We start from the raw sequence: 20,410 nt of genomic DNA on the forward strand, positions 1-20,410 counted from the left end.
GCCCCGCAGCAGCGTTGCACGCCCGCGCCGAACCGGCTAAGGCGGGGCTGAGAATTTTGGAACAAAGGACCTCCAGCTATGACAGAACCGCTTCGTCTTGGGATTGCAGGTTTGGGCACGGTTGGCATCGGTGTGGTGAAGATCGTCCGCCGCCATGCTGCGCTGCTGGAGGCACGGACCGGGCGCCCCGTTGTGATCTCGGCGGTCTCTGCCCGCGACGCAAACAAGGACCGCGGCGTCTCGCTCAAGGACTACGCCTGGGAGACCGACCCGGTGGCGCTGGCGGTGCGCGACGACGTGGATGTGTTTGTTGAACTCATGGGCGGCCATGAAGGCGCCGCCAAGGCCGCAACCGAGGCCGCCCTGGCCGCGGGCAAGGACGTGGTCACCGCCAACAAGGCGCTCTTGGCGATCCACGGCCAGGCGCTGGCCGAACAGGCCGAGGCCGCAGGCCGGGTGATCCGTTTCGAGGCAGCGGTGGCTGGCGGCATCCCGGTGATCAAATCGCTGACCGAAGGCCTGGCCGGCAATGAGATCACCCGCGTCATGGGAGTGATGAACGGCACCTGCAACTACATCCTGACCCAGATGCAGGCCACCGAGCAGGGCTACAACGCGCTGTTCGAGGAATGCGGCCGCCTGGGCTACCTCGAAGCCGATCCGAACCTGGACGTCGGCGGCATTGACGCAGGCCACAAGCTGGCGCTGCTGGCCTCCATCGCATTCGGCACCAAACCAGCCTTTGATAACGTGGAACTGGAAGGCATCCAGCGCATCCAGCTGGAAGACATCCACGCCGCCGCCGACATGGGCTACCGCATCAAGCTGCTGGGTGTGGCGCAGCGCTCCGCCCGCGGGCTGGAACAGCGCATGTCGCCCTGCCTGGTGCCTGCGAACTCGCCGCTGGGCCAGCTGGAAGGCGGCACCAACATGGTGGTGATCGAAGGCGACTCGATTGAACAAGTGGTACTGCGCGGCCCCGGCGCAGGCGAAGGCCCGACCGCCAGCGCGGTGATGGGCGATGTACTCGACCTGGCCCGCGGCCTGCGCATCGCAACCTTCGGCCAGCCTGCGGAAACCCTCCAGGAAGTCCCTGCCGCACAAACCGGCCTGCCCGCCCCCTTCTACCTGCGCATGGAGCTGCTGGACAAACCCGGTGCGCTGGCCAAAGTGGCCGCGGTTCTGGGCGAAGCCGGCGTCTCCATCGACCGGATGCGCCAGTACGGCCATTCCGCCCCGGTTGCTCCGGTGCTGATCGTCACCCACAAATGCACCCGCGCCACTTTGGACGCAGCACTCGAAGGCCTCGCCGCCACCGATGTGGTCGACGGCGATCCGGTTGCGCTCCGCATCGAGGAGCTCTGAGCCGCGCCAACCGGCGGAAATGCGCAACATACTGCGCTGCGGCGGGGCTTTCCTGCCGCGGCGAGCGCTATCGGCCCTTGCGAGCAAGCCCCGCCCCGCGCTATTCGGCGTGAAACGCCCATTCACATCTTTCCCGTTGAGACAGGATTTCCGGTATGACTTCGAACACCTCTGACGCGCCCTTTCATGACCGCATGCTGTCGCTGGGCCTGGCCCGCGTTGCGGAACAGGCCGCGCTGGCTTCTGCCTCGCTGATCGGCCGCGGCGACGAAAAAGCCGCCGACCAGGCCGCCGTGAACGCCATGCGCGAGCAGCTGAACCTGCTGGACATCAACGGTGTGGTGGTGATCGGCGAAGGCGAGCGCGACGAAGCGCCGATGCTCTATATCGGCGAGGAAGTCGGCACCGGCAACGGCCCCGGCGTCGACATCGCCCTGGACCCGCTGGAGGGCACCACCTTGACCGCCAAGGACATGCCGAACGCGCTGACCGTGATCGCCATGGGCCCGCGCGGCTCGATGCTGCACGCGCCGGACACCTATATGGACAAGCTGGCGATCGGCCCGGGTTACGCGGACGGCGTGGTGTCGCTGGACATGTCTCCGCGCGAACGCGTCGAGGCCCTGGCCGCTGCCAAGGGCTGCGCGCCTTCCGACATCACCGTCTGCATCCTGGAGCGCCCGCGCCACGAGGCAATGATCGCCGAAGTGCGCGAAACCGGCGCCTCGATCCGCCTGATCACCGACGGCGACGTGGCCGGCGTCATGCATTGCGCCGAATCCGAGACCACCGGCATCGACATGTACATGGGCCAGGGCGGCGCACCCGAAGGCGTGCTGGCAGCAGCCGCGCTGAAATGCATGGGCGGCCAGATCTTTTGCCGCCTGGTGTTCCGCAACGAAGACGAAAAGGCGCGCGCCGCCAAGGCCGGCATCACCGATCTGGACCGCATCTACACCCGCGACGAGATGGTGACCCAGGACGTGATCTTTGCCGCCACCGGCGTGACCGGCGGCTCGCTCTTGCCGCGTATCAAGCGCGAGCCGGGCTGGGTGGAGACCACCACCCTCTTGATGCGCTCGAAAACCGGCTCCGTGCGCCGCATGACCTACCGCACGCCGCTGGCGCCGCATCAGGACTAAGCGTTGCGCCAAGCTGCGGCTTGCGCCGCTGCCTCCGGCGGGGATATTTAGAGCCAGAAGAAGGGCCGGGTCCGTATTGGGTCCGGCCTTTGCATATGAGGGCAGATGATGAGCTTTTTGGGTGTTGAACAGTCCTTGACCGGGCGCCGCTGGGTGGGTCCCGGGGTTGAGGTGGACCGGGCGTCGGAGATGATGGCGCAGCAGACCGGCCTGCCCCGCTCGGTCTGCCAGGTGCTGGCCCGCCGCGGGGTGCCCGCGATGGAGGCCACAGGGTTTCTGGAGCCCAAGCTGAAGGAACTGCTGCCCGACCCGCGCGAGATGAAAGACATGGAAGCCGCCGCCGCGCGGTTCCTGCAAGCGGTGCAGCGCAAGCAGCGGATTGCGGTCTTTGCCGACTATGATGTGGACGGCGGCAGCTCTGCCGCGCTGCTCTTGGTCTGGCTGCGGCAGATGGGGCTTGAGGCCACGCTCTATATTCCCGACCGCATCGACGAGGGCTATGGCCCCAATGTGCCCGCCATGCAGGAGCTGGCCGCAGCCCATGATCTGATCATCTGCGTTGACTGCGGCACCCTCAGCCACGAGCCGATCGCCGCCGCCAAAGGCGCCGATGTGATCGTGCTGGACCACCACCTGGGCGGCGAGACGCTGCCGGACTGCGTGGCTGTGGTGAACCCCAACCGCCAGGATGAAAGCGGCGATCTGGGCTATTTCTGCGCTGCAGGCGTGGTGTTCCTGATGCTGGTCGAGGCCGGCCGCCAAATGCGCGAGGCGGGTGCCAAAGGGCCGGACCTAATGGCGCTGCTGGACCTGGTGGCGCTGGCCACCGTGGCCGATGTGGCACCGCTGATCGGCGCCAACCGGGCATTGGTGCGCCAGGGGCTGAAGGTGATGGGCGCGCGCAAGCGCCCCGGCCTGGTTGCCTTGTCCGATGTCAGCCGCATGGATTCAGCACCCTCCACCTATCACCTCGGCTTTCTGCTGGGGCCGCGGGTCAATGCGGGCGGGCGGATCGGCAAGGCGGATCTGGGCGCACGGCTCTTGTCGACCGACAACCCGTATGAAGCCGCCGCCCTGGCCGAACGGCTGGACGAGCTGAACACCGAACGCCGCGACATCGAAAACGCGGTGCGCGCGGCAGCCCTGGACCAGGCCGAAGAGCGCGGCCTGGAGGCGCCGCTGGTCTGGGCCGCAGGCGAAGGCTGGCACCCCGGCGTGGTCGGTATCGTCGCCTCGCGCCTCAAGGAAGCCGCCAACCGGCCTGCCATCGTGATCGGTTTTGACGGCGAGGAGGGCAAAGGTTCCGGCAGATCCGTCTCCGGCGTCGATCTTGGCGCCTCGATCCAACGGCTGGCGGCCGAGGGCTTGCTGGTCAAGGGCGGCGGCCACAAGATGGCAGCAGGGCTCACCGTGATGCGCGACAAACTGGAACCGGCAATGGAACGCCTCACGGAACTGCTGTCCAAGCAGGGCGCCGGCCAAGGCGGCCCGGCGGACCTGAAACTGGACGGCGCGCTGATGCCGGGGGCGGCCAGCGTCGATCTGATCGAGCAGATCGAACAGGCAGGCCCCTTTGGCGCCGGCGCCCCTGCCCCGCGCTATGCGCTGCCGGACCTGCAGGTGCGCTTTGCCAAGAAGGTCGGCGAAAGCCACCTGAAGCTCTCGCTCAGCGACGGCATGGGCGGCGGCGTCGATGCGATCTGCTTTGGCGCTTTCGACACCGCGCTGGGGCCGAAGCTGCTGGAGCATGGCGGCGCCCGCTTCCACTTTGCCGGCCGCTTGGAAGTGAACACCTGGGGCGGCCGCCAAAGCCCGCAACTGCGCTTGGAAGACGCCGCAGAAGCCTGAGATTTCAATCGCTTGCACTCTGTGGATAAGAAATTTCACAAAACCGTATTTTTTCTCTTGCGGGTTCCGGCGCTTATAACTAAATACCCGCTCACGCACTGAGTGGCCCGTTCGTCTATCGGTTAGGACGCCAGGTTTTCAACCTGGAAAGAGGGGTTCGATTCCCCTACGGGCTGCCACTTCTCCAGCTTAGGCACCGCCAGGAATTTCGCCGCAGTCATGCGGATTTTTTCGTTCGTTTTCATCGAATTAGCCAGCAATCCTACGGCCCGGAAAAACTTCGCATTTCTGCAAAAACCCTCTTGCGCCCGGCCAATGCAATCAGTAAACACCGCCTCACAGACAGAGTGGCCCGTTCGTCTATCGGTTAGGACGCCAGGTTTTCAACCTGGAAAGAGGGGTTCGATTCCCCTACGGGCTGCCACTTTTCTCCCGGAAACGAAACTATCGCGGCCTTGCAGACAGGCTGCTTGCGCACGCTGTGCGGGTTTGTGCAGCCGGATCAGCTGCAAGGGCATGCAGCCCGAAAGCTGCATGCAGACAGTGCTGAAAAACAGCGTTCTTCTGCTCAGCGGGCCGGGCCGCGCCCAGCGGCCTGAAGCACTGCGGCATCGCCGCCCGCCTCTTCCTCCTCCATGCCGGCACGGTAGAAGAAATGCTGCGCCCGCCCCGCACGCTTGGCCGCGTAAAGCGCCAGATCCGCCTGATTCAGCAATTGCTGGGCGTCAGGCTCCTTTTGCCAGGTCGACAGGGTTGTGCCTGCGCTGGCGGAGATCCGGCAGGTTTCGGCGCCAAAGGGAATCGGCTCCTCCAGCCGCTCGATCAGCCGCTTGGCAATGGAGGCCAGGCGGGCCGTGTCCATGGCCCCTTCCAGGATCATCACAAATTCGTCGCCGCCCACGCGGGCCACGGTGTCGGACTGGCGGGTGCATTCCACCATGATCCGCGCCGCCTGCTGCAGCACCGCATCGCCTGCCGCATGGCCCAGCGTGTCGTTCACCTGCTTGAAGAAGTCCAGGTCCAGATGCATCAGCGCAAATTCGCGGCCGCTGCTGATCAGCCGCCCCAGCACATGATCCATCGCCCGGCGGTTCTTCAACCCCGTCAGCGTGTCGGTAAAGGCCTGTTCCTCAGCCGCGATCTTGGCCCCCTGCAGGCGGGTGTTCAACTGGCGCGACGCCTCCATCGCGGCCGATTTCGCCTCCACCAGATACAGCATTTCGATGGTGAGGTCGGTTGGCGAGAAATCAGCGCTGGTCAGGTCATAGTCGCGCACCGCCTCCAGAACCGAAATACCGAAGGACAGGTTGATGAACACGCCCCGCCCGTCCGGCAGCGGCGTGCAGACGCCTTTGAGGCCGGTCTGCGGCTCATCCCGGAACTGCAGGTGCAGCTTGCTGCCGGAGGTGCGCTGCAGGTCCTCGACCGAGCGCACCGAGCGCGGCCGCGACAGGTCGAACACCCGGAAGAACCGGCGCCCCTCCCACTCCAACTGCGGCCGCAGCTTTTTCAGGGTCGGCCCCGCAGAGACAATCCGCCCCTTGGAATCGACCACCGCATACATCGGGCAGACAACGCCCGCCATCTCGGTCAGCTGCTGGAGTGTCATCATAAGGAATGCGCCCCCAAATCAAATTCGCGCCCGGCTGCAAACTTGGTTTCGACCAGGGTGATCGAAATCACCTCGGCCCCATCCTGTTTGCCGCTGTAGTCCATAAAGACCAGATCACCGTAATCATCGGCCATAGCGCGCAAAACCCCCATCAGAACATGCGCATAGCCCGGCAGGCCTGGCTGGCAGATCAGCTCGAACTGTTCCGGCGCCTGTTCCACCAGCTCTAGCCCCGGCAATTGCAGGTCCGACACCGCCAGCCGGGCCCGGTCGGGCAGATCGTCCAGCGAATGCAGAAATTCCACGTAATTCACCCCGCCAAAGCGCAGCAGGCGGCGCAGCGCCTCCACCTGCGGGTTGGACACCAGGAAAGTTCCCATATCCTCAAGCATCTCCGGCAGCGGGCGCGCCAGAACACCCTCCATCGCGGCCAGCATCCGGCCGGACTGCTCTTCGGTGTAAAACAGCATGGCCTCGAACTCGGTGAACCCAAGCCCGGCTTGTTCCATGATCTCGTTCCAGCGCTCCACCCCGTAGGTGCTGGTCACAAAAGCCTGGATCGCCCTGTTGATCAGACCGTGCATGCAATGGCCCCTCTTTGCCTATGCCCCAGTTTTGGCATCTGCGGGTTAAGAAAGGCCCAACAAGGCAAGCTTGCGTGAAAAATCGCGTGCATTTCCCTCGTAATTTTTAACTCTTGCACGAACTCTGCGCCCTCAGCAGCGGCAACCGCCCATGTGCGTTTAGCAATCATAATCCGGCAACCGGGCCCCTGGCCACTCACTTCCGATGAACAAATACTCAGTTTGCACGCGCCCGCAGACTGCCCGGCGGGCGGCAGCTGGCACCCCTCCCTACTGGACCGGCCCGCCGCAGGAGGCAAGACCGCGCTTGGCTGCACCGGCAAACCGGCGGCTTCTTTCCTGAAACTGGTGCAACAGCGCCCGCATCACGCAAAAAAGCGGAGGGGGCACCTCCGCTTTTCCACCTCTGATTCCAGCATTCCTGCCCGCTCAGAAGTCGGTGGGCGCACCGCCTTCGGCTTTGCGGCGGGCGACGAAATCCGCCAGTTCGTCGCGGATGCCCGCGTCCATCGGCGGCTCTTCGAAATCGGCGATGATTTCCTTGAACATCTTATGCGCGCGTTCCGCGGTCCAGGTGGCGCCAGCGGCTTCCCAGGCCTCATAATTGCGCCAGTCGCTCAGGAACGGCTGGTAAAAGGCCTCCGTATAGCGGTCCTGGGTGTGCTGAATGCCAAAGAAATGACCGTCGTTGCCCACCTCTTTGATTGCATCCAGGGCAATCTCATCGGGCCCGGTGGCCGAGATCTGCGGCTGCATGTAGCGTTCGATCTGCTGCAGGATCTCGCAGTCCATGATGAACTTCTCAGGGCTGGCAATCAGCCCGCCCTCCAGCCAGCCGGCCGCGTGATAGACCATATTGGTGCCCGACTGCACCGCCGCCCACAGCGAATTCGAAGTCTCCCAGATTGCCTGCCCGTCCGGCACGTTCGCTGCACAGACCCCCGAGGAGCGCATCGGCAGCCCGTAGAACCGCGCCATCTGCCCGGTCATCTGGGTCGAGCGCATGTATTCCGGCGTGCCAAAGGCCGGCGCGCCCGACTTCATATCCACGTTGGAGGTAAAGGTGCCGATCACACAAGGCGTCCCGGGGCGCACATACTGGAACAGCGCAATCGCACAGAGGCTCTCGGCAATCGACTGCGCCACAGCACCCGCCATCGTCACCGGCGCCATCGCCCCCGCCAGCGTGAAGGGCGAGACCACAATCGCCTGACCGCGCCGCGCCAGCCGCAGGCAGCCGTCGATCATCGGGAAGTCGTGCTTCAGCGGCGAGGTGGAGTTGATGTTGGTATACATATGCGGCTGGGCGTCGAATTCCTCATGGCTGAGCCCGCCGGCAATCCGCACCATCTCCATCACATCCTCGACCCGCTCCTTGCCAAGCGAGTATGCGTGCATCGCCTTGTCGGTGAGGGTCAGCTTGTCATAGAGCACATCCAGGTGCCGGACCGAGGCATGGATGTCGACCGGCTCCACCGGGTAGCCGCCGGCAAAGTGGATACAGTTGAAATACTGGGTCAGCTTCAACAGGTTGCGGCATTGCTCCCGGTTGCCCGCCACCTTCTTGTTCAGCTCCATGTCCCAGTAGTTCGGCGGCGAGGATACGTTGCCGAACAGGATATGATTGCCGCCCAAGGGGATCGCCCGCTCCTTGTTGCGCGGGGTGATCGAGAATTCGCGGGGCGCCTTGGCCACCATCTCCATCACAAAGTCCCGGTCCATCCTGACCAGCTCGCCCTCGACCTTGACGCCGGCCTGTTTGAAGATCTCCAGCGCTTCCGGGTTCAGGAAGACCACACCGATCTCCTCCAGGATCCGCATCGCGCCCTCGTGGATCGCCTGCACGCCCTCTTCGCTCAGGGGCTCGACCGGCCGGTCGATGTTGACCGGGATCTGCCAGGGCATCTGCTCCAGCGCCGCGCTGCCGCGCCGGGCCGCTGCACCTGCCCTGCCTCCGCCGCGCCGCTTGCGCGCACCTGTTTCCGACATGTTGACCTCCCCTTGGCCAGTAAAAAAAGATTCCCGCTGTGAGCACCCAGTTGGCCCAATCCCGGACCGCGCTAAATGTCCATTCCCGACCCGTTTTGTCGCATTTTCCGCATGAAACGGCGGAAAACTCAAACACTAGACACTTATGCCCAGTTAGCAGCACAAAAAACCGGCGTGCAAGAGGGCACGCCGGCATTGCATAAAATTCAAGCTGGGAACGTGCCGGTCAGCTGTCGATCCAGGCCGGGATATGGCCGATGTCGGGCAGCACCACATCGGCATGCGGTGTCAGCTCCTCGCGCAGCGCCATGCCGGTCAGCACCCCGATCCGCCGCATGCCGGCAGCAGCGCCCGCTTCCAGGTCATGCAGGCTGTCGCCCACCATCGCGGTGCGCTCCGGACGGACGCCCGCCGCCTTGCAGAAGGCCAGCAGCGGGTCCGGGTCGGGTTTTGCGCCATGGCCGCTGTCGCAGCCCGCCACAAAGGCAAAGCGGTCCAGCACGCCGGCCCGATGCAGCTGGCTCCTGGCCGAAACTTCTGCGTCGTTGGTCATCACCCCCAGCACCTTGCCGCGGGCCAGCAGGCTGTCCAGGAAATCCGCCAGCGGCACCGCCGGGGCAAGCTCCGCATCCGAGGCGCTGGCCGCCAGGTAGTCCGTCAGCTCCGCCAGGCTCATATGCGTGACATAAGGCGCAAGCGCTGCTGCCACCTCATCGTTGGAGCAGGCAATCACCAGGCTGTCCGGATTAAAGGCCGCCCGCTCCAGGTCATAGCTGATCACTTCAGCCATCGCTGCTTTGGCGGCCTGGTCCCCCTGGGCCAGAGTGTCCAGCAGCTCCGCAGCCCAGCCGTTCCAGGTGGCGGCAAAATCAAACAGGGTTCCGTCCTTGTCGAACAGCAAAGCATCAACGGGCATGGCAGGTCCTTTTTCCGCTGGATTCGGGCCGGACCCTAGGCACGCGGGCCCGCAATCTCAAGTCCAGTTCACCTGATCACCGCCTGGAAGCGACATCCTGGCCTGCAAGGGCACCTCATAGGCCAGCCCCTGGGAATCGCAGAACTGCATCACCCAGCCATCGTCCATCGTTAAGAAATCGAGCACCGAGCCCAGGAACTCCGGTTCCGCCGCCCGCGCCCGCAAGTCCGCCTCGCTGGCGCCGGTTGCGCCCAGAAACACCGGTAACAACTCATCATTTCCCGCCAGCCAGGCCAAAGCCTTCAGCGCCAGCGTCTCTGCACCATCGGCGGAAATCCGCATACTGCCCACTTTCCTGCCGCATTGCGGCCAATTTAGTAAAAATCCGAAAGAGTTTCTTAACCAGTCTCAGCAAAACTCTACAGCATAAGATTTGCAAGGGGCGAAAGGATACAGCGTGCAAGGCACCATCCTGGTCATCGACGGCGTCTCCACCAACCGCATCATGCTGAAGGTTCAGCTGGCGGCGGCCTACTACGATGTGGTCCAGGCCGGCGGCGTCTCGGAAGTGCTGCAGGCGGCCCGCCAATGCGCCCCCGATCTTGTGCTCACCGCCATGTCCCTGCCAGACGGCTCCGCCTGCGACGTGAAACGCGAACTGTCCCGGGACGAGGCGCTGGCGGATCTGCCGGTGATTGCGGTTTCCGACTGGGAAGGCGCCCAGGCCCGGCTGGCGGCTCTGTCCGCCGGCATCGACGATGTGCTGCAGCAGCCGGTGGACGACGTGATCCTGCAGGCCCGCATCCGCAGCCTGCTGCGCGCCCGCAACGCCACCGAAGAGCTGAACCTGCAGCGCGACGCCTCACATGGCTTCATCCTGCCGCATTGCGACCGCATCTGCACCGAAGAACTGCGCAACGCCTCCGTGGCAATTGTGGCCCAGGACCCCCGCACCGCCCTGGCCTGGCGCGACAAGCTCAGGGCCCGCCTGCCGTACGCGTTGCACACCCACGCCATCAGCGACATCCAGGGCCTGATGCAGGCACCGGTGGCCGACGCCATCATCATCGAGCTGAACGAGGCTTCGGCAGGCCCCGGCCTGCGCCTGCTGGCCGATCTGCGCGCCCGCGCCGCCACCCGGCAGTCGGTGGTGATTGCGGTGCCCAATCCGGCTGATCCCCATATCGCCGCCGAAGCGCTGGACCGCGGCGCCCATGACGTGCTGCAAACGGGTTTCACTGTCGAGGAACTGGCCCTGCGCCTCACCGCCCAGCTGCAGCAGAAGGCCCGCAAGGACCTGATGCGCGACAGCGTCCGCAACGGCCTGCGCGCGGCCAACCTGGACCCGATGACCGGCCTTTATAACCGCCGCTACGCCAAGCCTTTCCTGGACCGGGTGGCGCATTCCGCCTCCGAGACCGGCGATAAATTCGCCGTCATGCTGGCCGACCTCGACCATTTTAAGCGGATCAACGATCTCTATGGCCATCCGGCCGGCGACGCGGTGCTGATCGAGGCCGCCCGCCGCATGCAGGCGGTTCTGCGCCCGGCAGACCTGCTGGCCCGGGTCGGCGGCGAGGAATTCATGGCCGTTCTGCCCGGCGCCACCGAGATCGAAGCCGCCATCGCCGCCTCGGCCCTGTGCGACGCCATCAACAGCACCCCCTTCCAGGTGCCCGGTGTTGCCGGGCCTGTCACGGTCACCATCAGCATCGGCGCGGTGATGGGCGGCGGCGGCAACAGCGACAGCACCGCGGCGCTGGTCGAAAAGGCCGACCAGGCGCTCTACAACGCCAAGGATGCCGGCCGCAATCAGGTGACCCTGGCGCAGGAATGCTTCCAGGCCGCCTGACAGCTCCCACCTGACAGCTGGTGCCACCCGTTTCACGAAAGAAGGCAGCCGCACCCGGCTGCCTTTCTGGCATTGCGGCGGCCGTCTTCGGCCCTCAGCCTCAATCGCGCCTGCCGCCCCGTCCGCGCCCGGCGCGGTTCTGCAACCGCTCTTCCAGGCGGTCCGCCAGCTCTCCCCGCTGCTCCGGCGTCATCCCGTCAAGCCTTTGCACCCAGGCCCCCTGCACCTTGGTGTGGAAGGCATGGCGCGCCTCCGACTGGGACCGCAAAAGCGCCAGCAGGCCGTCCGCATCGAACTCCTCGCTGCGCAGCGCTTCGATCACCCGCGCGCCCTCTGCGTGCTTGCGCTTGAAATAGCTGCCATGCTCGCCGCCCGCTTCCCGGCGCAGCGCCTTGCGGGTGTCCCGGTCCAGCTCGCGAAAGATCATCGCCCCGACATCCGGCGGCCGCTTCCAGTGCTTGTCCTTGTCCGAGAACCGCCAGGCAGCCCCCGCCGCCAGGCCGATCACCGCCAGGTTCAAGGCCAGCGAGCCCGCCAGCAGCAGTTTCAGCCACAGCTTCATTCCCGGTTTGCCCTCTGCACTCATTGCAGGTCCTCGCTCAGCACCACTGCCATCTCAAAACTTTCAAAAGGCACCGCGGTGCTGCTGTCCTCATACCCCGCCAAAGCTGCCGGATCCGGTACAAAGGACGGCGGCGCAATGCCGATCCACAAACCGGCCGCACTGGCCGCCGCCAGCCCGCCCACCGCAGGCCAGCCGCCGACCGCCTCCGCCAGCTGCCGCCAGAACGGCCGCCTTGCCTCCCGCACCGGGGCCGCCGGCGCCGTCCCGGGCTGCTCCCGCGCGGCATCGTCCAGGATGGCTGCGGTCAGCCGGTCCGGCACCGCGGGGCGCTCAGCGCGCGCAGCGGCAAAGAGATCTTCCAGCTCCTGCAGTGCTTTGTCCGTGTCAGCCATCGCTATACCCCAATTCTTCGCGCCGCCCGGCCAAAGCCGCGGCCAGCGCCCGCTTGCCCCGGGCGGTCAGACTTTCCACCGCCTCGACGCTGATGTCCATGATCCCGGCAATCTCCGGGTTCGAAAGTTCTTCCAGGTGCCGCAGCACCACCGCCTGCCGCTGCCGTTCCGGCAATTGCATCAGCGCCGCCTGCAGCGCATCGTGGCGCGCGCCCTCCTGCATTGCCTCCGCCGCCGAGCGCGCCGGATCCGGCGGCTCCGGCACCGCGTCCAGATCCACATGGCCGCCGCGGGCGCGGCGCTTGCGGTCGATGCACAGGTTCATCGCCACCCGGTAGAGCCAGGTCGACACCTGCGCCTCCCCCGGCCGCCACTCCGGCGCCATCTTCCACAGCCGCAGCATCGCCTCCTGGGTGACGTCCTCGGCCTCGGCGCGGCTGCCCATCACCCGCATCGCCACGCCAAAGACCCGCGGGCTCAGCCGCGCCGTCAGCTCGGCCGCCGCACGGCCGTCGCCATTGGCATAGAGCACCAGCAGCGCATCGTCGGAGGCCTCCTCCGCCGCCGCCCTGCTCATGGCAGCCGGATCCCGCCCAGGGACCCGGCGCCGCGATATTTCCGCGTTATGCAGCACGCTTCAGCGATCAGTTCTGCTCCGTTTCTTCCCCGTGCCCGTTTCCGTGCCCATGCCCATGGCGGTGCTTGCCGCGGTGATGCATCCGCGCTTCCTCGAATTCCTCCTTCGAGATCCCGCCGCTGCCGTCGGCATCCATCCGGTCGAACATCTTGCCCGCCCGGCGAGGCTCTGGCAGCTCGTCCTTACTCAACGCGCCATCGCCGTCATTGTCAAAGCGTTCCAGCATCCGCGCCGCCCGTGCATTGGCCCGCTCCTGCGCATGCGCCTGCATTTCCTCCAGCGTCAGCTTGCCGTCGCCGTCTGTATCGGCCTTGGCAAAACGGGCCTCCTTCGCCGCCTGCAGCTCAGCCTGGGTCACCTCGCCGCTGCCGTCCGCGTCAATCTCCTCAAAGGACATCTTCGGCCCGTGATGGCCATAGCCCTTGGCCAGCGCAGCACCGCCTGCGGCCATACCCGCTGCGGCAACGATCACGGCGATGAACTTGACGTGTTTCATGTCATCTTTCCCTTGTCCTGCGGCAGCCTCTTGCTGCCCGATGCATAGGAAAAACGCAGCCCCTCCGCAGATCCGTCGCAAAAACCGCAAGTTTTTTCCGAAGCCCCGCACGTTGCGGCAAACAAGCGCAGAAACCGGGCTTTCCCCTTTCGCCGCGGCCGTGAAGCGCGCAAAGATACGGCAAGCACACAGGATTTCCCATGACCAAGTCCCAGACCGCACCGCCCCCCGATGCCGAGACCGACCGCCCCACCAGGCCCGCCCTGGCCAAGGGCTGGCGCTGCAAATGCCCGCAATGCGGCGAGGGCAAGCTGCTGCATTCCTATCTCAAGGTGAACGAAAGCTGCAGCCATTGCGGCCTCGACCTGACCCATGCGCGCGCCGACGACGGGCCTGCCTACCTCACCATCCTGATCGTCGGCCACATCATGGCGCCGCTGATGCATGTGGTCTATTTCTCCTGGCGGCCTGAGCCCCTGGTGATGTTCACGGTTTTCACGATTGGCTGCCTGGCCTCTTCCCTCTATCTTCTGCCGCGGATGAAGGGGATCGTCATCGCCTATCAATGGGCGCGGCGGATGCACGGGTTCGGCAAGGACACCCCGGCCCCGGCAATCCCCCAGGCAGCAAGCAAAGAGCAGGATTGACCATGACCGAAACGCATCTGCACGGCGAGACCACCACCGACAAGACCGCCATCCGCAATGCGGCCACCGTCATCGCCATGCGCGGCCGGATGGCCGAAGACCCGCAGGTGCTGATGGGCCAGCGCGGCGCCAAGGCGGCTTTCATGCCGAACAAGTTTGTGTTTCCCGGCGGCGCGGTGGATGCGGCCGACGCGGACGTTCCTCTGGCCTCGCCCATCCCGCCGGTTTGCCAGGAACGCCTGGCGGACAAGGCACCGGCAGACGTGCACCATGCCCTCGCCGTCGCCGCAGTGCGCGAGCTGTGGGAGGAAACCGGCCTGATCCTGGGGGAACCCGGAACCTGGGCCGGAGACATCCCGGCGGATTGGCAGAGCTTTGCCGCCACCGGCCATGTCCCCTCAGCACGCGCCATGCAATTCGTGTTCCGCGCCCTGACCCCGCCGGGCCGCCCGCGCCGCTTTGATGCGCGGTTCTTTCTGGTCGATGCCGATCAGGTCACCGGCGACCTGGACGATTTCTCGCAAGCCTCGGATGAGCTGTCGCATCTGCAATGGATCCCGCTCAGCCAGGTGCGGGAATTTGATCTGCCCTTCATCACAGAGGTGGTCCTGGCCGAAGTCACCGCCCGCGTCCGGGACGCAGAGCCGCCGCAAAGCGTGCCCTATTTCCATAACAATGACGAGGCCAGCCTGTTCCTGCGCCTCAAAGGCTACCCGATGCCCGCAGACGGGTAACGTTTCCCAGGCTGGAAACGTCCCGGAAAACACGTGTTTTCCGAGCCGGAATTCGCGCCGAATTCCGGCCCGCTTGCCGCAGGCGCAGCGCCTTAGATGGCCAGCACCAACGCCAGGATCGACGCCACCAGCAGCCCCATGCCGACAATCTCGCGGGCGGCGACCTTCTCCTTGAAGAACAGCACTGAGGCCAGCAGCGACAGCAGCAGCTCCACCTGCCCCACCGCCTTCACATAGGCCGCATTCTGCAGGCTGAAGGCCCAGAACCAGCAGAACGAGCCGCCCAGGCTGGTCAGCCCCACCCAGATGGCCACCCGGCGCGCCGCCCAGACCCGGGCAATCTCGCCCCGGTCCCGCAGCCCCAGCCATAGGCCCATGAACAGCGTCTGCAGGCTGACCACCGCGGCCAGCGTCACCGCCGCCCGGAACACCGGCTCCAATTCGCCCAGCTGCAAGGACGCACCGCGGTAGCTGACGGCGGAAAAGGCAAACAGCACGCCTGAGCCCAGCCCCAGCTGCGAGGCCCGGTTGGTCAGATGCCGCCACCAGGCCCCCTCCGCATCGGGCGCCTTGGACAGCACCAGCACTGCCGACAGCCCGATCAGGATCGCCGCCCAGCCGCCAAGGCTGACAGGATCGCCCAGCACTGCCAGGCCAACGATGGCAGTCTGAATGACTTCGGTCTTCTTGAAGGTGATGCCAACCGCAAAATTGCGCTGCTTGAACAGCGCCACCACGCAGACCGTTGCCAGGATCTGCGCCGTGCCGCCGATGGCGGCAAACATCCAGAACTTCACTCCCAGCTCCGGCAAGTCACGTCCGGACATGGCCAGATAACCCGCCAGCCCGGCCAGAATGAAGGGCGCGGAATAGACAAACCGGGCGAAGGTGGCTCCGCCCGGCGACAGGGTGACGCTGCTCAGAACTTTCTGCAGCATGAACCGCACGGTCTGAAAACTCGCGGCGGCGATGGAAACGGGAATCCAGGCTAACATGCCTCCGCTTATGCGGGTTTATTCCCCCTGCTGCCAGAGCGGATGCGGCACCGGGTCCTTGGCCCGCAGCAGGTAGTTGCGGAAAATCTGCAGGTAGTTGCGGTAGACATAGCCGTCATTGGCCGCCACGAACTCCGGCTTGCGGGCGCGGTAGAGCCGCGGCAGCGCATACCAGGGCACGCCCGGATGCATGTGATGCACGATGTGGTAGTTGTTATTGAGGAACAGAAGCGCCCAAAAGCCCTTGTCCTCGACCACCACGGTGCGGCCGCGGCAATCCTCATGGGCGCGGTGCTCCAGGAAGGTGCGCACCTTAATCAGCCCCAGCCCGATATAGGCGGCCAGAACCGCAGCCCACAACGGCGCCGGCGATTGCAGCACAACCCAGATCACCGGCACCAGGCCAACCGCATGCAGGATCCAGTCGCGGGTTATCGCGTGATTGCCATCGCGTGCCAGCCGCCAGTCACCTTGCATAAAGCTGATCTGCCCGAGCACCGGCCCGATCAGCACCCGCCCCAGCATGGTGTTGTTGATCCGCAGCAGGCGCTGGCGCCAGGCCGGCAGCCGCGCCCAGACCGCCGGGTCCTGGAAATTGGCCTCGGGGTCGTCATAGGGGTCGGTCAGCAGCTCGTCCCGGTGGTGGTCCAGATGGGTATCGCGGAACCGGCCATAAGGAATGAACAGCGTCAGCGGCAGAAACATCAGCGCCTCGTTCAGCCAGCGGCTGCGGAACGGATGCCCGTGCAGCGCCTCATGCGTGAGCGAGGAATGCAGCGCCGCCATCAGCCCCATCACCGCAATCGCCAGCACCAGGCTGACAGCGGGCAGCAGCCACAAGGCCGCCAGCCACACCGCATAACAGCCCAGCATCAGCGCCAGGGTGCCCCATTCGACGCTGCGGGGCATGTAGTCACGGCAGCTCTCAGACATGGCGCCGCCCCCAGTTGATCTGCGCCCAGACCCGCTCGTAGACCAGGTAGATGGTGAAGCCGATGCCGGTATTGACCAGCGCCATCACCCCGCCCGCCTTGACAGACCCGGTGGCCGCAAGCCCCACCAGCGTCATGGAGACCAGCCCCATGATGTTCCAAATCACCGCCTTCACAATGGAGCGCTTGCGCGTTTCCATACTGCCTCCTGAAATTCTTGGATAAGTGCTTGAAACCAGAGTAGCTTGCAAAGCACCGGTGCAGAATTCCGAATGCAGTTAACAAAATCCATCAATCGTGATATTTCTCACACCATGATAGAAAATATCGACAAACGGGTGCGTGCCGAGCAGTTCCGGCAAAGGCTGAACAAGGCCCTGCGCGACAGCGGCCTCAGCCAAAGCGCCCTGGCCCGCGCCATCGGCGTCGACCGCTCCACCATCTCGCAGCTCTTGACCGATGAGGGCGCGCGCCTGCCCAATGCCCATGTGGTCGGCGCCTGCGCGGGCGCCCTGGGTGTCTCCGCCGACTGGCTCCTCAGCCTCTCCGACCGCCCCGAAAGCGCGGCTGAACTCTTGGCCTCCAGCCTCACCCTGACCGAGGCGCCCCGGGCGCTGGTCGATGAACGCATCTTCGACTGGCATCAGGAGGCGCAGGGCTACAAGATCCGCCATGTGCCCGCCGCCCTGCCCGACATGCTGAAAACCCGCGCTCTGCTGGAATGGGAATACTCGCCGCATCTGGGCCGCACCGCCGACCAGGCCATCGGCGCCTCCGAGGACCGGCTCACCTGGATGCGCCAGTCGCCGTCGGACTATGAAATCGCCATGCCGCTTTATGAGCTCGACAGCTTTGCCCATGCGGTGGGCTATTACGAAGGCCTGCCGCTGGACGTGCGCCTCGAACAGCTCACCCAGTTCGAACGCCTCTGCGAGCAGCTCTACCCGCGCCTGCGGATCTACCTGTTCGATGCCAAGCGGCTTTATTCCTCACCGCTCACCGTCTTCGGCCCGCTCCTCTGCGTGTTCTATGCGGGCACCCACTACCTCGCCTTCCGCGACAAGGAGCGGGTCGCCACCTTCACCAGCCATTTCGACAACCTGGTGCGCGAGGCCGACATCACCGCCCGGCAATTGCCCGGCCGGCTGCGGGCGCTCAGAGCGGCAATTTCCTGACAGCTCCGCCAGGGGCGCCGGAATTCGGCGCGAATTCCGGCTCGGAAAACACGTGTTTTCCGGGACGTTTCCCGCGCCGGGAAACGTGGCCCGCCACCGGGCAAACTGCCCCTCTCAGGCAGGGCGGGCGCTTCCGCCCGCCACACCTCTGCCTCACACTTTCGGGTCCGGGTTCACCGTATGCCCATCCACCGCGATCACCTGGCCCGAGACCAGACGCGCCGCATCAGAGCCCAGGAACACCGCCATATTGGCAATGTCGCGCGCTTCGACAAAGCTGCCCATTGACGTACCCGCGGCATAACCCGCATAGACCTCGTCCCGGGTCATGCCCTTGGCCGCCGCCTCGCGCTCCAGCACCCCTTCCATCCGCGGGCCTTCCACCGCGCCGGGGCAGATTGCGTTGGCACGGATGCCAAAGGGGCCCAGCTCCATCGCCAGCGTCTTCATCAGCCCGATGACCGCCCATTTCGCCGCCGCATAGGGCGCCCGGTTCGGATAGCCGTACTGGCCCGCGGTCGACGAGGTGATGACGATCGACCCCGCCCCCGCCGCCTTCATCAAAGGTGCCGCATATTTGGCGGACAGAAACGCCCCTTCCAGGTTGACGCTGACGCAGGCCCGCCAATCGGCCAGTTCCACATCCTCAACCAGAGCAGTCGGCCCGGCGATGCCGGCATTGGCACACAGCACATCCAGCCCGCCCCAAACGCCGGCGATCTCCGCAAACAGCGCCTTCATGCCAGCTTCATCGGTCACATTCACCACCGTGCTGCGCCAGTCTGCCGGAATATCCGCCAGGCTCTCTGCATTCACATCTGTCACCCAGACCTGGTGCCCGGCGGCCGCAAACCCCTCTGCCATGGCGCGGCCAATGCCGGAGCCCCCGGCTGTGATCAAAACCCGGCTCATCGCGGTGCTCCCGTCGCACGCCCCAGCCCCTCAGGCGCAGGCAACGCGGCATGGGCCTCGGCCAGTTTCACCAGATTGGCTTCGATATGGGCGGCAGGCGGCGAAGACTTGCGGGTCTTCAGATCCACATGCACCAGCAGCGTGTCGCCGGTCGACAACAGCCGCTCGCCCGCATACATCGCATGCCACAGGTGCATCTTCTTGCCTTCGCCCTTGATCACCTGGGTTCTCACCTGGATCGCATCGCCGGCCAAAGCCTCGTCCAGGTAACGGACATGGGTCTCCAAGGTGAAATAGCTGCCGCCGTTGGCGACATATTCCGCATCGCAGCCGATGATCTCCATCATCCGGTCGGTCGCTTCCGAGAAGGCCTCCAGATAACGCGCCTCATTCATATGGCCGTTGTAATCGGTCCAATCCAGCGGCACCACGCGGTTCTGGGTCAGGACCGGCTGGCTCAGATCCTCCAGCTCATCCATCGCGCGCGGCAGGCCTGCATCGGCCATCCGGGCGGTGTCATGGGCGTTCTGCAGCGCGCCCGCGCCCCAGTTGTTGGCGCCCAGCGCCCGCATCATGCCCACCAGGTTATCATCTCGGATCCGCTCCATCTCGCGGATGTCCAGATGGCCCGACTGCGCATCCGACTGGCCTGCGATCAGGTCGACCAGCTCATCGGTGAACTCCGGCACATCCATCAGCTTGGTCCAGGGCCAGCTCAGGCACGGCCCGAACTGCGCCATGAAGTGGCGCATGCCGGCCTCGCCGCCCGCCACCCGGTAGGTGTCAAACAGCCCCATCTGCGCCCAGCGGATGCCAAAGCCGTAGCGGATCGCGTTGTCGATCTCCTCGGTGGTGGCAATGCCGTCCTTGACCAGCCACAGCGCCTCGCGCCAGACCGCCTCCAGAAAGCGGTCGGCCACATGGGCGTCGATCTCTTTCTTCAGATGCAGCGGGTACATGCCGATGCCGGAGATGATCTCCTTGGCGCGCTCAACCACACCTGCCGGGTTGGCTTCGGTGGTGACCAGCTCGATCAGCGGCAGCAGGTAAACCGGGTTGAAGGGGTGTGTGACCACAATCTGCCCCGGCGCCTCGCGCCCGTCCTGCAGCTGCGACGGCTTGAAGCCCGAGGTCGACGAGCCGATCACCGCATCCGGCGCGCAATGCGCCTGCATCTCGCCATAGACCTTCTGTTTCAGGTCCAGCCGCTCCGGCACGCTCTCCTGAATCCACTCCGCACCCTCCACGGCCTCGGCAACGGTCCCGTGAAACGTCAGCCGCCCTTCCGCAGGCAGCGCCACATTGCCAAGCCCCGGCAAGGAGCGGCGCGCATTGCCCAGCACCTCGCCGATCTTGCGTTCCGCTTCCGGGTCCGGATCGAACACCCGCACGTTCCAGCCGTTCAAAAGGAACCGCGCGGCCCAGCCGCCGCCAATAACCCCGCCGCCGATGATTGCTGCTGTCTTTGTCATCTGAGTACCCTAGTATCCTTCAACCGTGATGACGTTCCCTTGGTCATCCAGTTCTTGCCAAATTCCAAACAGCTGATTCCGCGCCGAACACGTTTTGGTCTCAGCCATGCATTGCCCGCGGCAGTCCGAAGCCCGCGTGCAGGAT

Annotated in this window: 21 protein-coding genes and 2 tRNA genes; 9 read left to right on the top strand and 14 right to left on the bottom strand. The window is 65.3% G+C overall.

The genetic code is table 11. The features are described 5' to 3' along the window. Nucleotides 1–78 precede the first annotated feature (78 nt). The 5 genes from ACXAEH_RS09285 (at nt 79) to ACXAEH_RS09305 (ending at nt 4,779) form a co-directional block, all read left to right on the top strand. Nucleotides 79–1,365 carry a homoserine dehydrogenase gene (locus ACXAEH_RS09285; RefSeq protein WP_475032212.1) on the top strand — a complete coding sequence of 429 codons (1,287 nt, stop codon included), beginning with the start codon at nt 79–81 and terminating at the stop codon, nt 1,363–1,365. 155 nt (nt 1,366–1,520) lie between these two features. Beyond that, nucleotides 1,521–2,507 carry a class II fructose-bisphosphatase gene (gene glpX / locus ACXAEH_RS09290; protein ID WP_475032213.1) on the top strand — a complete coding sequence of 329 codons (987 nt, stop codon included), beginning with the start codon at nt 1,521–1,523 and terminating at the stop codon, nt 2,505–2,507. A 108-nt stretch (nt 2,508–2,615) separates the two neighbouring features. Then, nucleotides 2,616–4,355 (top strand): single-stranded-DNA-specific exonuclease RecJ, encoded by a 1,740-nt coding sequence (gene recJ / locus ACXAEH_RS09295; RefSeq protein ID WP_475032214.1) that lies wholly within the window; start codon nt 2,616–2,618, stop codon nt 4,353–4,355. 104 nt (nt 4,356–4,459) lie between these two features. After that, nucleotides 4,460–4,534 (top strand) — tRNA-Glu (locus ACXAEH_RS09300). A 170-nt stretch (nt 4,535–4,704) separates the two neighbouring features. Beyond that, a tRNA-Glu gene (locus ACXAEH_RS09305) sits at nt 4,705–4,779 on the top strand. A 144-nt stretch (nt 4,780–4,923) separates the two neighbouring features. On the opposite strand, the gene ACXAEH_RS09310 is transcribed toward ACXAEH_RS09305, so the two are convergent. The 5 genes from ACXAEH_RS09310 to ACXAEH_RS09330 form a co-directional block, all read right to left on the bottom strand. Beyond that, the gene (locus tag ACXAEH_RS09310; RefSeq protein WP_475032216.1) at nt 4,924–5,967 is read right to left on the bottom strand and encodes a diguanylate cyclase domain-containing protein; all 1,044 of its coding nucleotides are present in this window, start codon (nt 5,965–5,967) and stop codon (nt 4,924–4,926) included. Then, nucleotides 5,964–6,551 (bottom strand): heme NO-binding domain-containing protein, encoded by a 588-nt coding sequence (locus ACXAEH_RS09315; RefSeq protein WP_475032217.1) that lies wholly within the window; start codon nt 6,549–6,551, stop codon nt 5,964–5,966. The genes ACXAEH_RS09310 and ACXAEH_RS09315 overlap by 4 nt, the downstream gene beginning before the upstream one ends. Before the next feature lie 429 nt (nt 6,552–6,980). Beyond that, on the bottom strand, nt 6,981–8,540 hold the full coding sequence (locus ACXAEH_RS09320) for a trimethylamine methyltransferase family protein (RefSeq protein WP_475032219.1): 1,560 nt from the start codon (nt 8,538–8,540) through the stop codon (nt 6,981–6,983). Nucleotides 8,541–8,766: 226 nt separating this feature from the next. Continuing rightward, the gene (locus ACXAEH_RS09325; RefSeq protein ID WP_475032221.1) at nt 8,767–9,456 is read right to left on the bottom strand and encodes an HAD family hydrolase; all 690 of its coding nucleotides are present in this window, start codon (nt 9,454–9,456) and stop codon (nt 8,767–8,769) included. A gap of 57 nt (nt 9,457–9,513) precedes the next feature. Then, entirely contained in the window at nt 9,514–9,798 is a 285-nt protein-coding gene (locus ACXAEH_RS09330) for a DUF3572 domain-containing protein (protein ID WP_475032223.1), read from the bottom strand. Between the two features lie 115 nt (nt 9,799–9,913). On the opposite strand from ACXAEH_RS09330, the gene ACXAEH_RS09335 reads away from it, so the two are divergent. Beyond that, a complete protein-coding gene (locus ACXAEH_RS09335; RefSeq protein WP_475032225.1) occupies nt 9,914–11,308 on the top strand; it encodes a diguanylate cyclase in 1,395 nt (464 codons plus the stop codon). A 100-nt stretch (nt 11,309–11,408) separates the two neighbouring features. Here the strand turns inward: ACXAEH_RS09335 and ACXAEH_RS09340 are convergent, their stop codons facing one another. The 4 genes from ACXAEH_RS09340 to ACXAEH_RS09355 all read right to left on the bottom strand — a co-directional run bounded on the left by ACXAEH_RS09340 (nt 11,409) and on the right by ACXAEH_RS09355 (nt 13,398). Beyond that, complete coding sequence (locus ACXAEH_RS09340) at nt 11,409–11,894, bottom strand: periplasmic heavy metal sensor (RefSeq protein WP_475032226.1); 486 nt, start codon at nt 11,892–11,894, stop codon at nt 11,409–11,411. Next, the gene (locus tag ACXAEH_RS09345; RefSeq protein WP_475032228.1) at nt 11,891–12,265 is read right to left on the bottom strand and encodes a hypothetical protein; all 375 of its coding nucleotides are present in this window, start codon (nt 12,263–12,265) and stop codon (nt 11,891–11,893) included. Before ACXAEH_RS09345 ends, ACXAEH_RS09340 begins: the two co-directional genes overlap by 4 nt. Next, nucleotides 12,258–12,842 carry an RNA polymerase sigma factor gene (locus ACXAEH_RS09350; RefSeq protein WP_475032229.1) on the bottom strand — a complete coding sequence of 195 codons (585 nt, stop codon included), beginning with the start codon at nt 12,840–12,842 and terminating at the stop codon, nt 12,258–12,260. The genes ACXAEH_RS09345 and ACXAEH_RS09350 overlap by 8 nt, the downstream gene beginning before the upstream one ends. Nucleotides 12,843–12,909: 67 nt before the next feature. After that, nucleotides 12,910–13,398, bottom strand: coding sequence for an EF-hand domain-containing protein (locus tag ACXAEH_RS09355; protein ID WP_475032230.1), 489 nt, complete (start codon nt 13,396–13,398; stop codon nt 12,910–12,912). Nucleotides 13,399–13,598: 200 nt separating this feature from the next. Here ACXAEH_RS09355 and ACXAEH_RS09360 point away from each other — a divergent pair, with 200 nt between their 5' ends. Together ACXAEH_RS09360 and ACXAEH_RS09365 are read left to right on the top strand one after the other, a co-directional pair. After that, the gene (locus tag ACXAEH_RS09360) at nt 13,599–14,045 is read left to right on the top strand and encodes a DUF983 domain-containing protein (RefSeq protein ID WP_475032232.1); all 447 of its coding nucleotides are present in this window, start codon (nt 13,599–13,601) and stop codon (nt 14,043–14,045) included. 2 nt (nt 14,046–14,047) lie between these two features. Further along, nucleotides 14,048–14,779: an NUDIX hydrolase gene (locus ACXAEH_RS09365; RefSeq protein ID WP_475032233.1), complete on the top strand. Its 732-nt coding sequence runs from the start codon at nt 14,048–14,050 to the stop codon at nt 14,777–14,779. Nucleotides 14,780–14,871: 92 nt separating this feature from the next. Here ACXAEH_RS09365 and ACXAEH_RS09370 read toward each other — a convergent pair whose 3' ends face one another. Genes ACXAEH_RS09370 through ACXAEH_RS09380 form a run of 3 tightly spaced genes read right to left on the bottom strand, consistent with a single transcriptional unit; the run spans nt 14,872 to nt 16,906 of the window. Next, nucleotides 14,872–15,774 (bottom strand): EamA family transporter, encoded by a 903-nt coding sequence (locus ACXAEH_RS09370; RefSeq protein WP_475032234.1) that lies wholly within the window; start codon nt 15,772–15,774, stop codon nt 14,872–14,874. Between the two features lie 18 nt (nt 15,775–15,792). Beyond that, nucleotides 15,793–16,707, bottom strand: a complete 915-nt coding sequence (locus ACXAEH_RS09375; protein WP_475032236.1) for a fatty acid desaturase — start codon at nt 16,705–16,707, stop codon at nt 15,793–15,795. Beyond that, a complete protein-coding gene (locus ACXAEH_RS09380; RefSeq protein WP_039134240.1) occupies nt 16,700–16,906 on the bottom strand; it encodes a DUF2061 domain-containing protein in 207 nt (68 codons plus the stop codon). Before ACXAEH_RS09380 ends, ACXAEH_RS09375 begins: the two co-directional genes overlap by 8 nt. A gap of 114 nt (nt 16,907–17,020) precedes the next feature. On the opposite strand from ACXAEH_RS09380, the gene ACXAEH_RS09385 reads away from it, so the two are divergent. Continuing rightward, entirely contained in the window at nt 17,021–17,881 is an 861-nt protein-coding gene (locus ACXAEH_RS09385) for a helix-turn-helix domain-containing protein (RefSeq protein WP_475032238.1), read from the top strand. 153 nt (nt 17,882–18,034) lie between these two features. Here the strand turns inward: ACXAEH_RS09385 and ACXAEH_RS09390 are convergent, their stop codons facing one another. Together ACXAEH_RS09390 and ACXAEH_RS09395 are read right to left on the bottom strand one after the other, a co-directional pair. Next, nucleotides 18,035–18,793 carry an SDR family oxidoreductase gene (locus ACXAEH_RS09390; RefSeq protein ID WP_475032240.1) on the bottom strand — a complete coding sequence of 253 codons (759 nt, stop codon included), beginning with the start codon at nt 18,791–18,793 and terminating at the stop codon, nt 18,035–18,037. Then, nucleotides 18,790–20,265, bottom strand: a complete 1,476-nt coding sequence (locus ACXAEH_RS09395) for a carnitine 3-dehydrogenase (RefSeq protein WP_475032242.1) — start codon at nt 20,263–20,265, stop codon at nt 18,790–18,792. Before ACXAEH_RS09395 ends, ACXAEH_RS09390 begins: the two co-directional genes overlap by 4 nt. Nucleotides 20,266–20,410 lie beyond the last annotated feature (145 nt).

This window comes from Leisingera sp. ABM4_060, from assembly GCF_056158765.1.

Excerpts from the sequence above, each read along its gene's own strand:
- ACXAEH_RS09285 (WP_475032212.1), top strand. The coding sequence starts at position 79 with ATGACAGAACCGCTTCGTCTTGGGATTGCAGGTTTGGGCACGGTTGGC.
- glpX (WP_475032213.1), top strand. The coding sequence starts at position 1,521 with ATGACTTCGAACACCTCTGACGCGCCCTTTCATGACCGCATGCTGTCG.
- recJ (WP_475032214.1), top strand. The coding sequence starts at position 2,616 with ATGAGCTTTTTGGGTGTTGAACAGTCCTTGACCGGGCGCCGCTGGGTG.
- ACXAEH_RS09310 (WP_475032216.1), bottom strand. The coding sequence starts at position 5,967 with ATGATGACACTCCAGCAGCTGACCGAGATGGCGGGCGTTGTCTGCCCG.
- ACXAEH_RS09315 (WP_475032217.1), bottom strand. The coding sequence starts at position 6,551 with ATGCACGGTCTGATCAACAGGGCGATCCAGGCTTTTGTGACCAGCACC.
- ACXAEH_RS09320 (WP_475032219.1), bottom strand. The coding sequence starts at position 8,540 with ATGTCGGAAACAGGTGCGCGCAAGCGGCGCGGCGGAGGCAGGGCAGGT.
- ACXAEH_RS09325 (WP_475032221.1), bottom strand. The coding sequence starts at position 9,456 with ATGCCCGTTGATGCTTTGCTGTTCGACAAGGACGGAACCCTGTTTGAT.
- ACXAEH_RS09330 (WP_475032223.1), bottom strand. The coding sequence starts at position 9,798 with ATGCGGATTTCCGCCGATGGTGCAGAGACGCTGGCGCTGAAGGCTTTG.
- ACXAEH_RS09340 (WP_475032226.1), bottom strand. The coding sequence starts at position 11,894 with ATGAGTGCAGAGGGCAAACCGGGAATGAAGCTGTGGCTGAAACTGCTG.
- ACXAEH_RS09345 (WP_475032228.1), bottom strand. The coding sequence starts at position 12,265 with ATGGCTGACACGGACAAAGCACTGCAGGAGCTGGAAGATCTCTTTGCC.
- ACXAEH_RS09350 (WP_475032229.1), bottom strand. The coding sequence starts at position 12,842 with ATGAGCAGGGCGGCGGCGGAGGAGGCCTCCGACGATGCGCTGCTGGTG.
- ACXAEH_RS09355 (WP_475032230.1), bottom strand. The coding sequence starts at position 13,398 with ATGAAACACGTCAAGTTCATCGCCGTGATCGTTGCCGCAGCGGGTATG.
- ACXAEH_RS09360 (WP_475032232.1), top strand. The coding sequence starts at position 13,599 with ATGACCAAGTCCCAGACCGCACCGCCCCCCGATGCCGAGACCGACCGC.
- ACXAEH_RS09365 (WP_475032233.1), top strand. The coding sequence starts at position 14,048 with ATGACCGAAACGCATCTGCACGGCGAGACCACCACCGACAAGACCGCC.
- ACXAEH_RS09370 (WP_475032234.1), bottom strand. The coding sequence starts at position 15,774 with ATGTTAGCCTGGATTCCCGTTTCCATCGCCGCCGCGAGTTTTCAGACC.
- ACXAEH_RS09375 (WP_475032236.1), bottom strand. The coding sequence starts at position 16,707 with ATGTCTGAGAGCTGCCGTGACTACATGCCCCGCAGCGTCGAATGGGGC.
- ACXAEH_RS09380 (WP_039134240.1), bottom strand. The coding sequence starts at position 16,906 with ATGGAAACGCGCAAGCGCTCCATTGTGAAGGCGGTGATTTGGAACATC.
- ACXAEH_RS09385 (WP_475032238.1), top strand. The coding sequence starts at position 17,021 with ATGATAGAAAATATCGACAAACGGGTGCGTGCCGAGCAGTTCCGGCAA.
- ACXAEH_RS09390 (WP_475032240.1), bottom strand. The coding sequence starts at position 18,793 with ATGAGCCGGGTTTTGATCACAGCCGGGGGCTCCGGCATTGGCCGCGCC.
- ACXAEH_RS09395 (WP_475032242.1), bottom strand. The coding sequence starts at position 20,265 with ATGACAAAGACAGCAGCAATCATCGGCGGCGGGGTTATTGGCGGCGGC.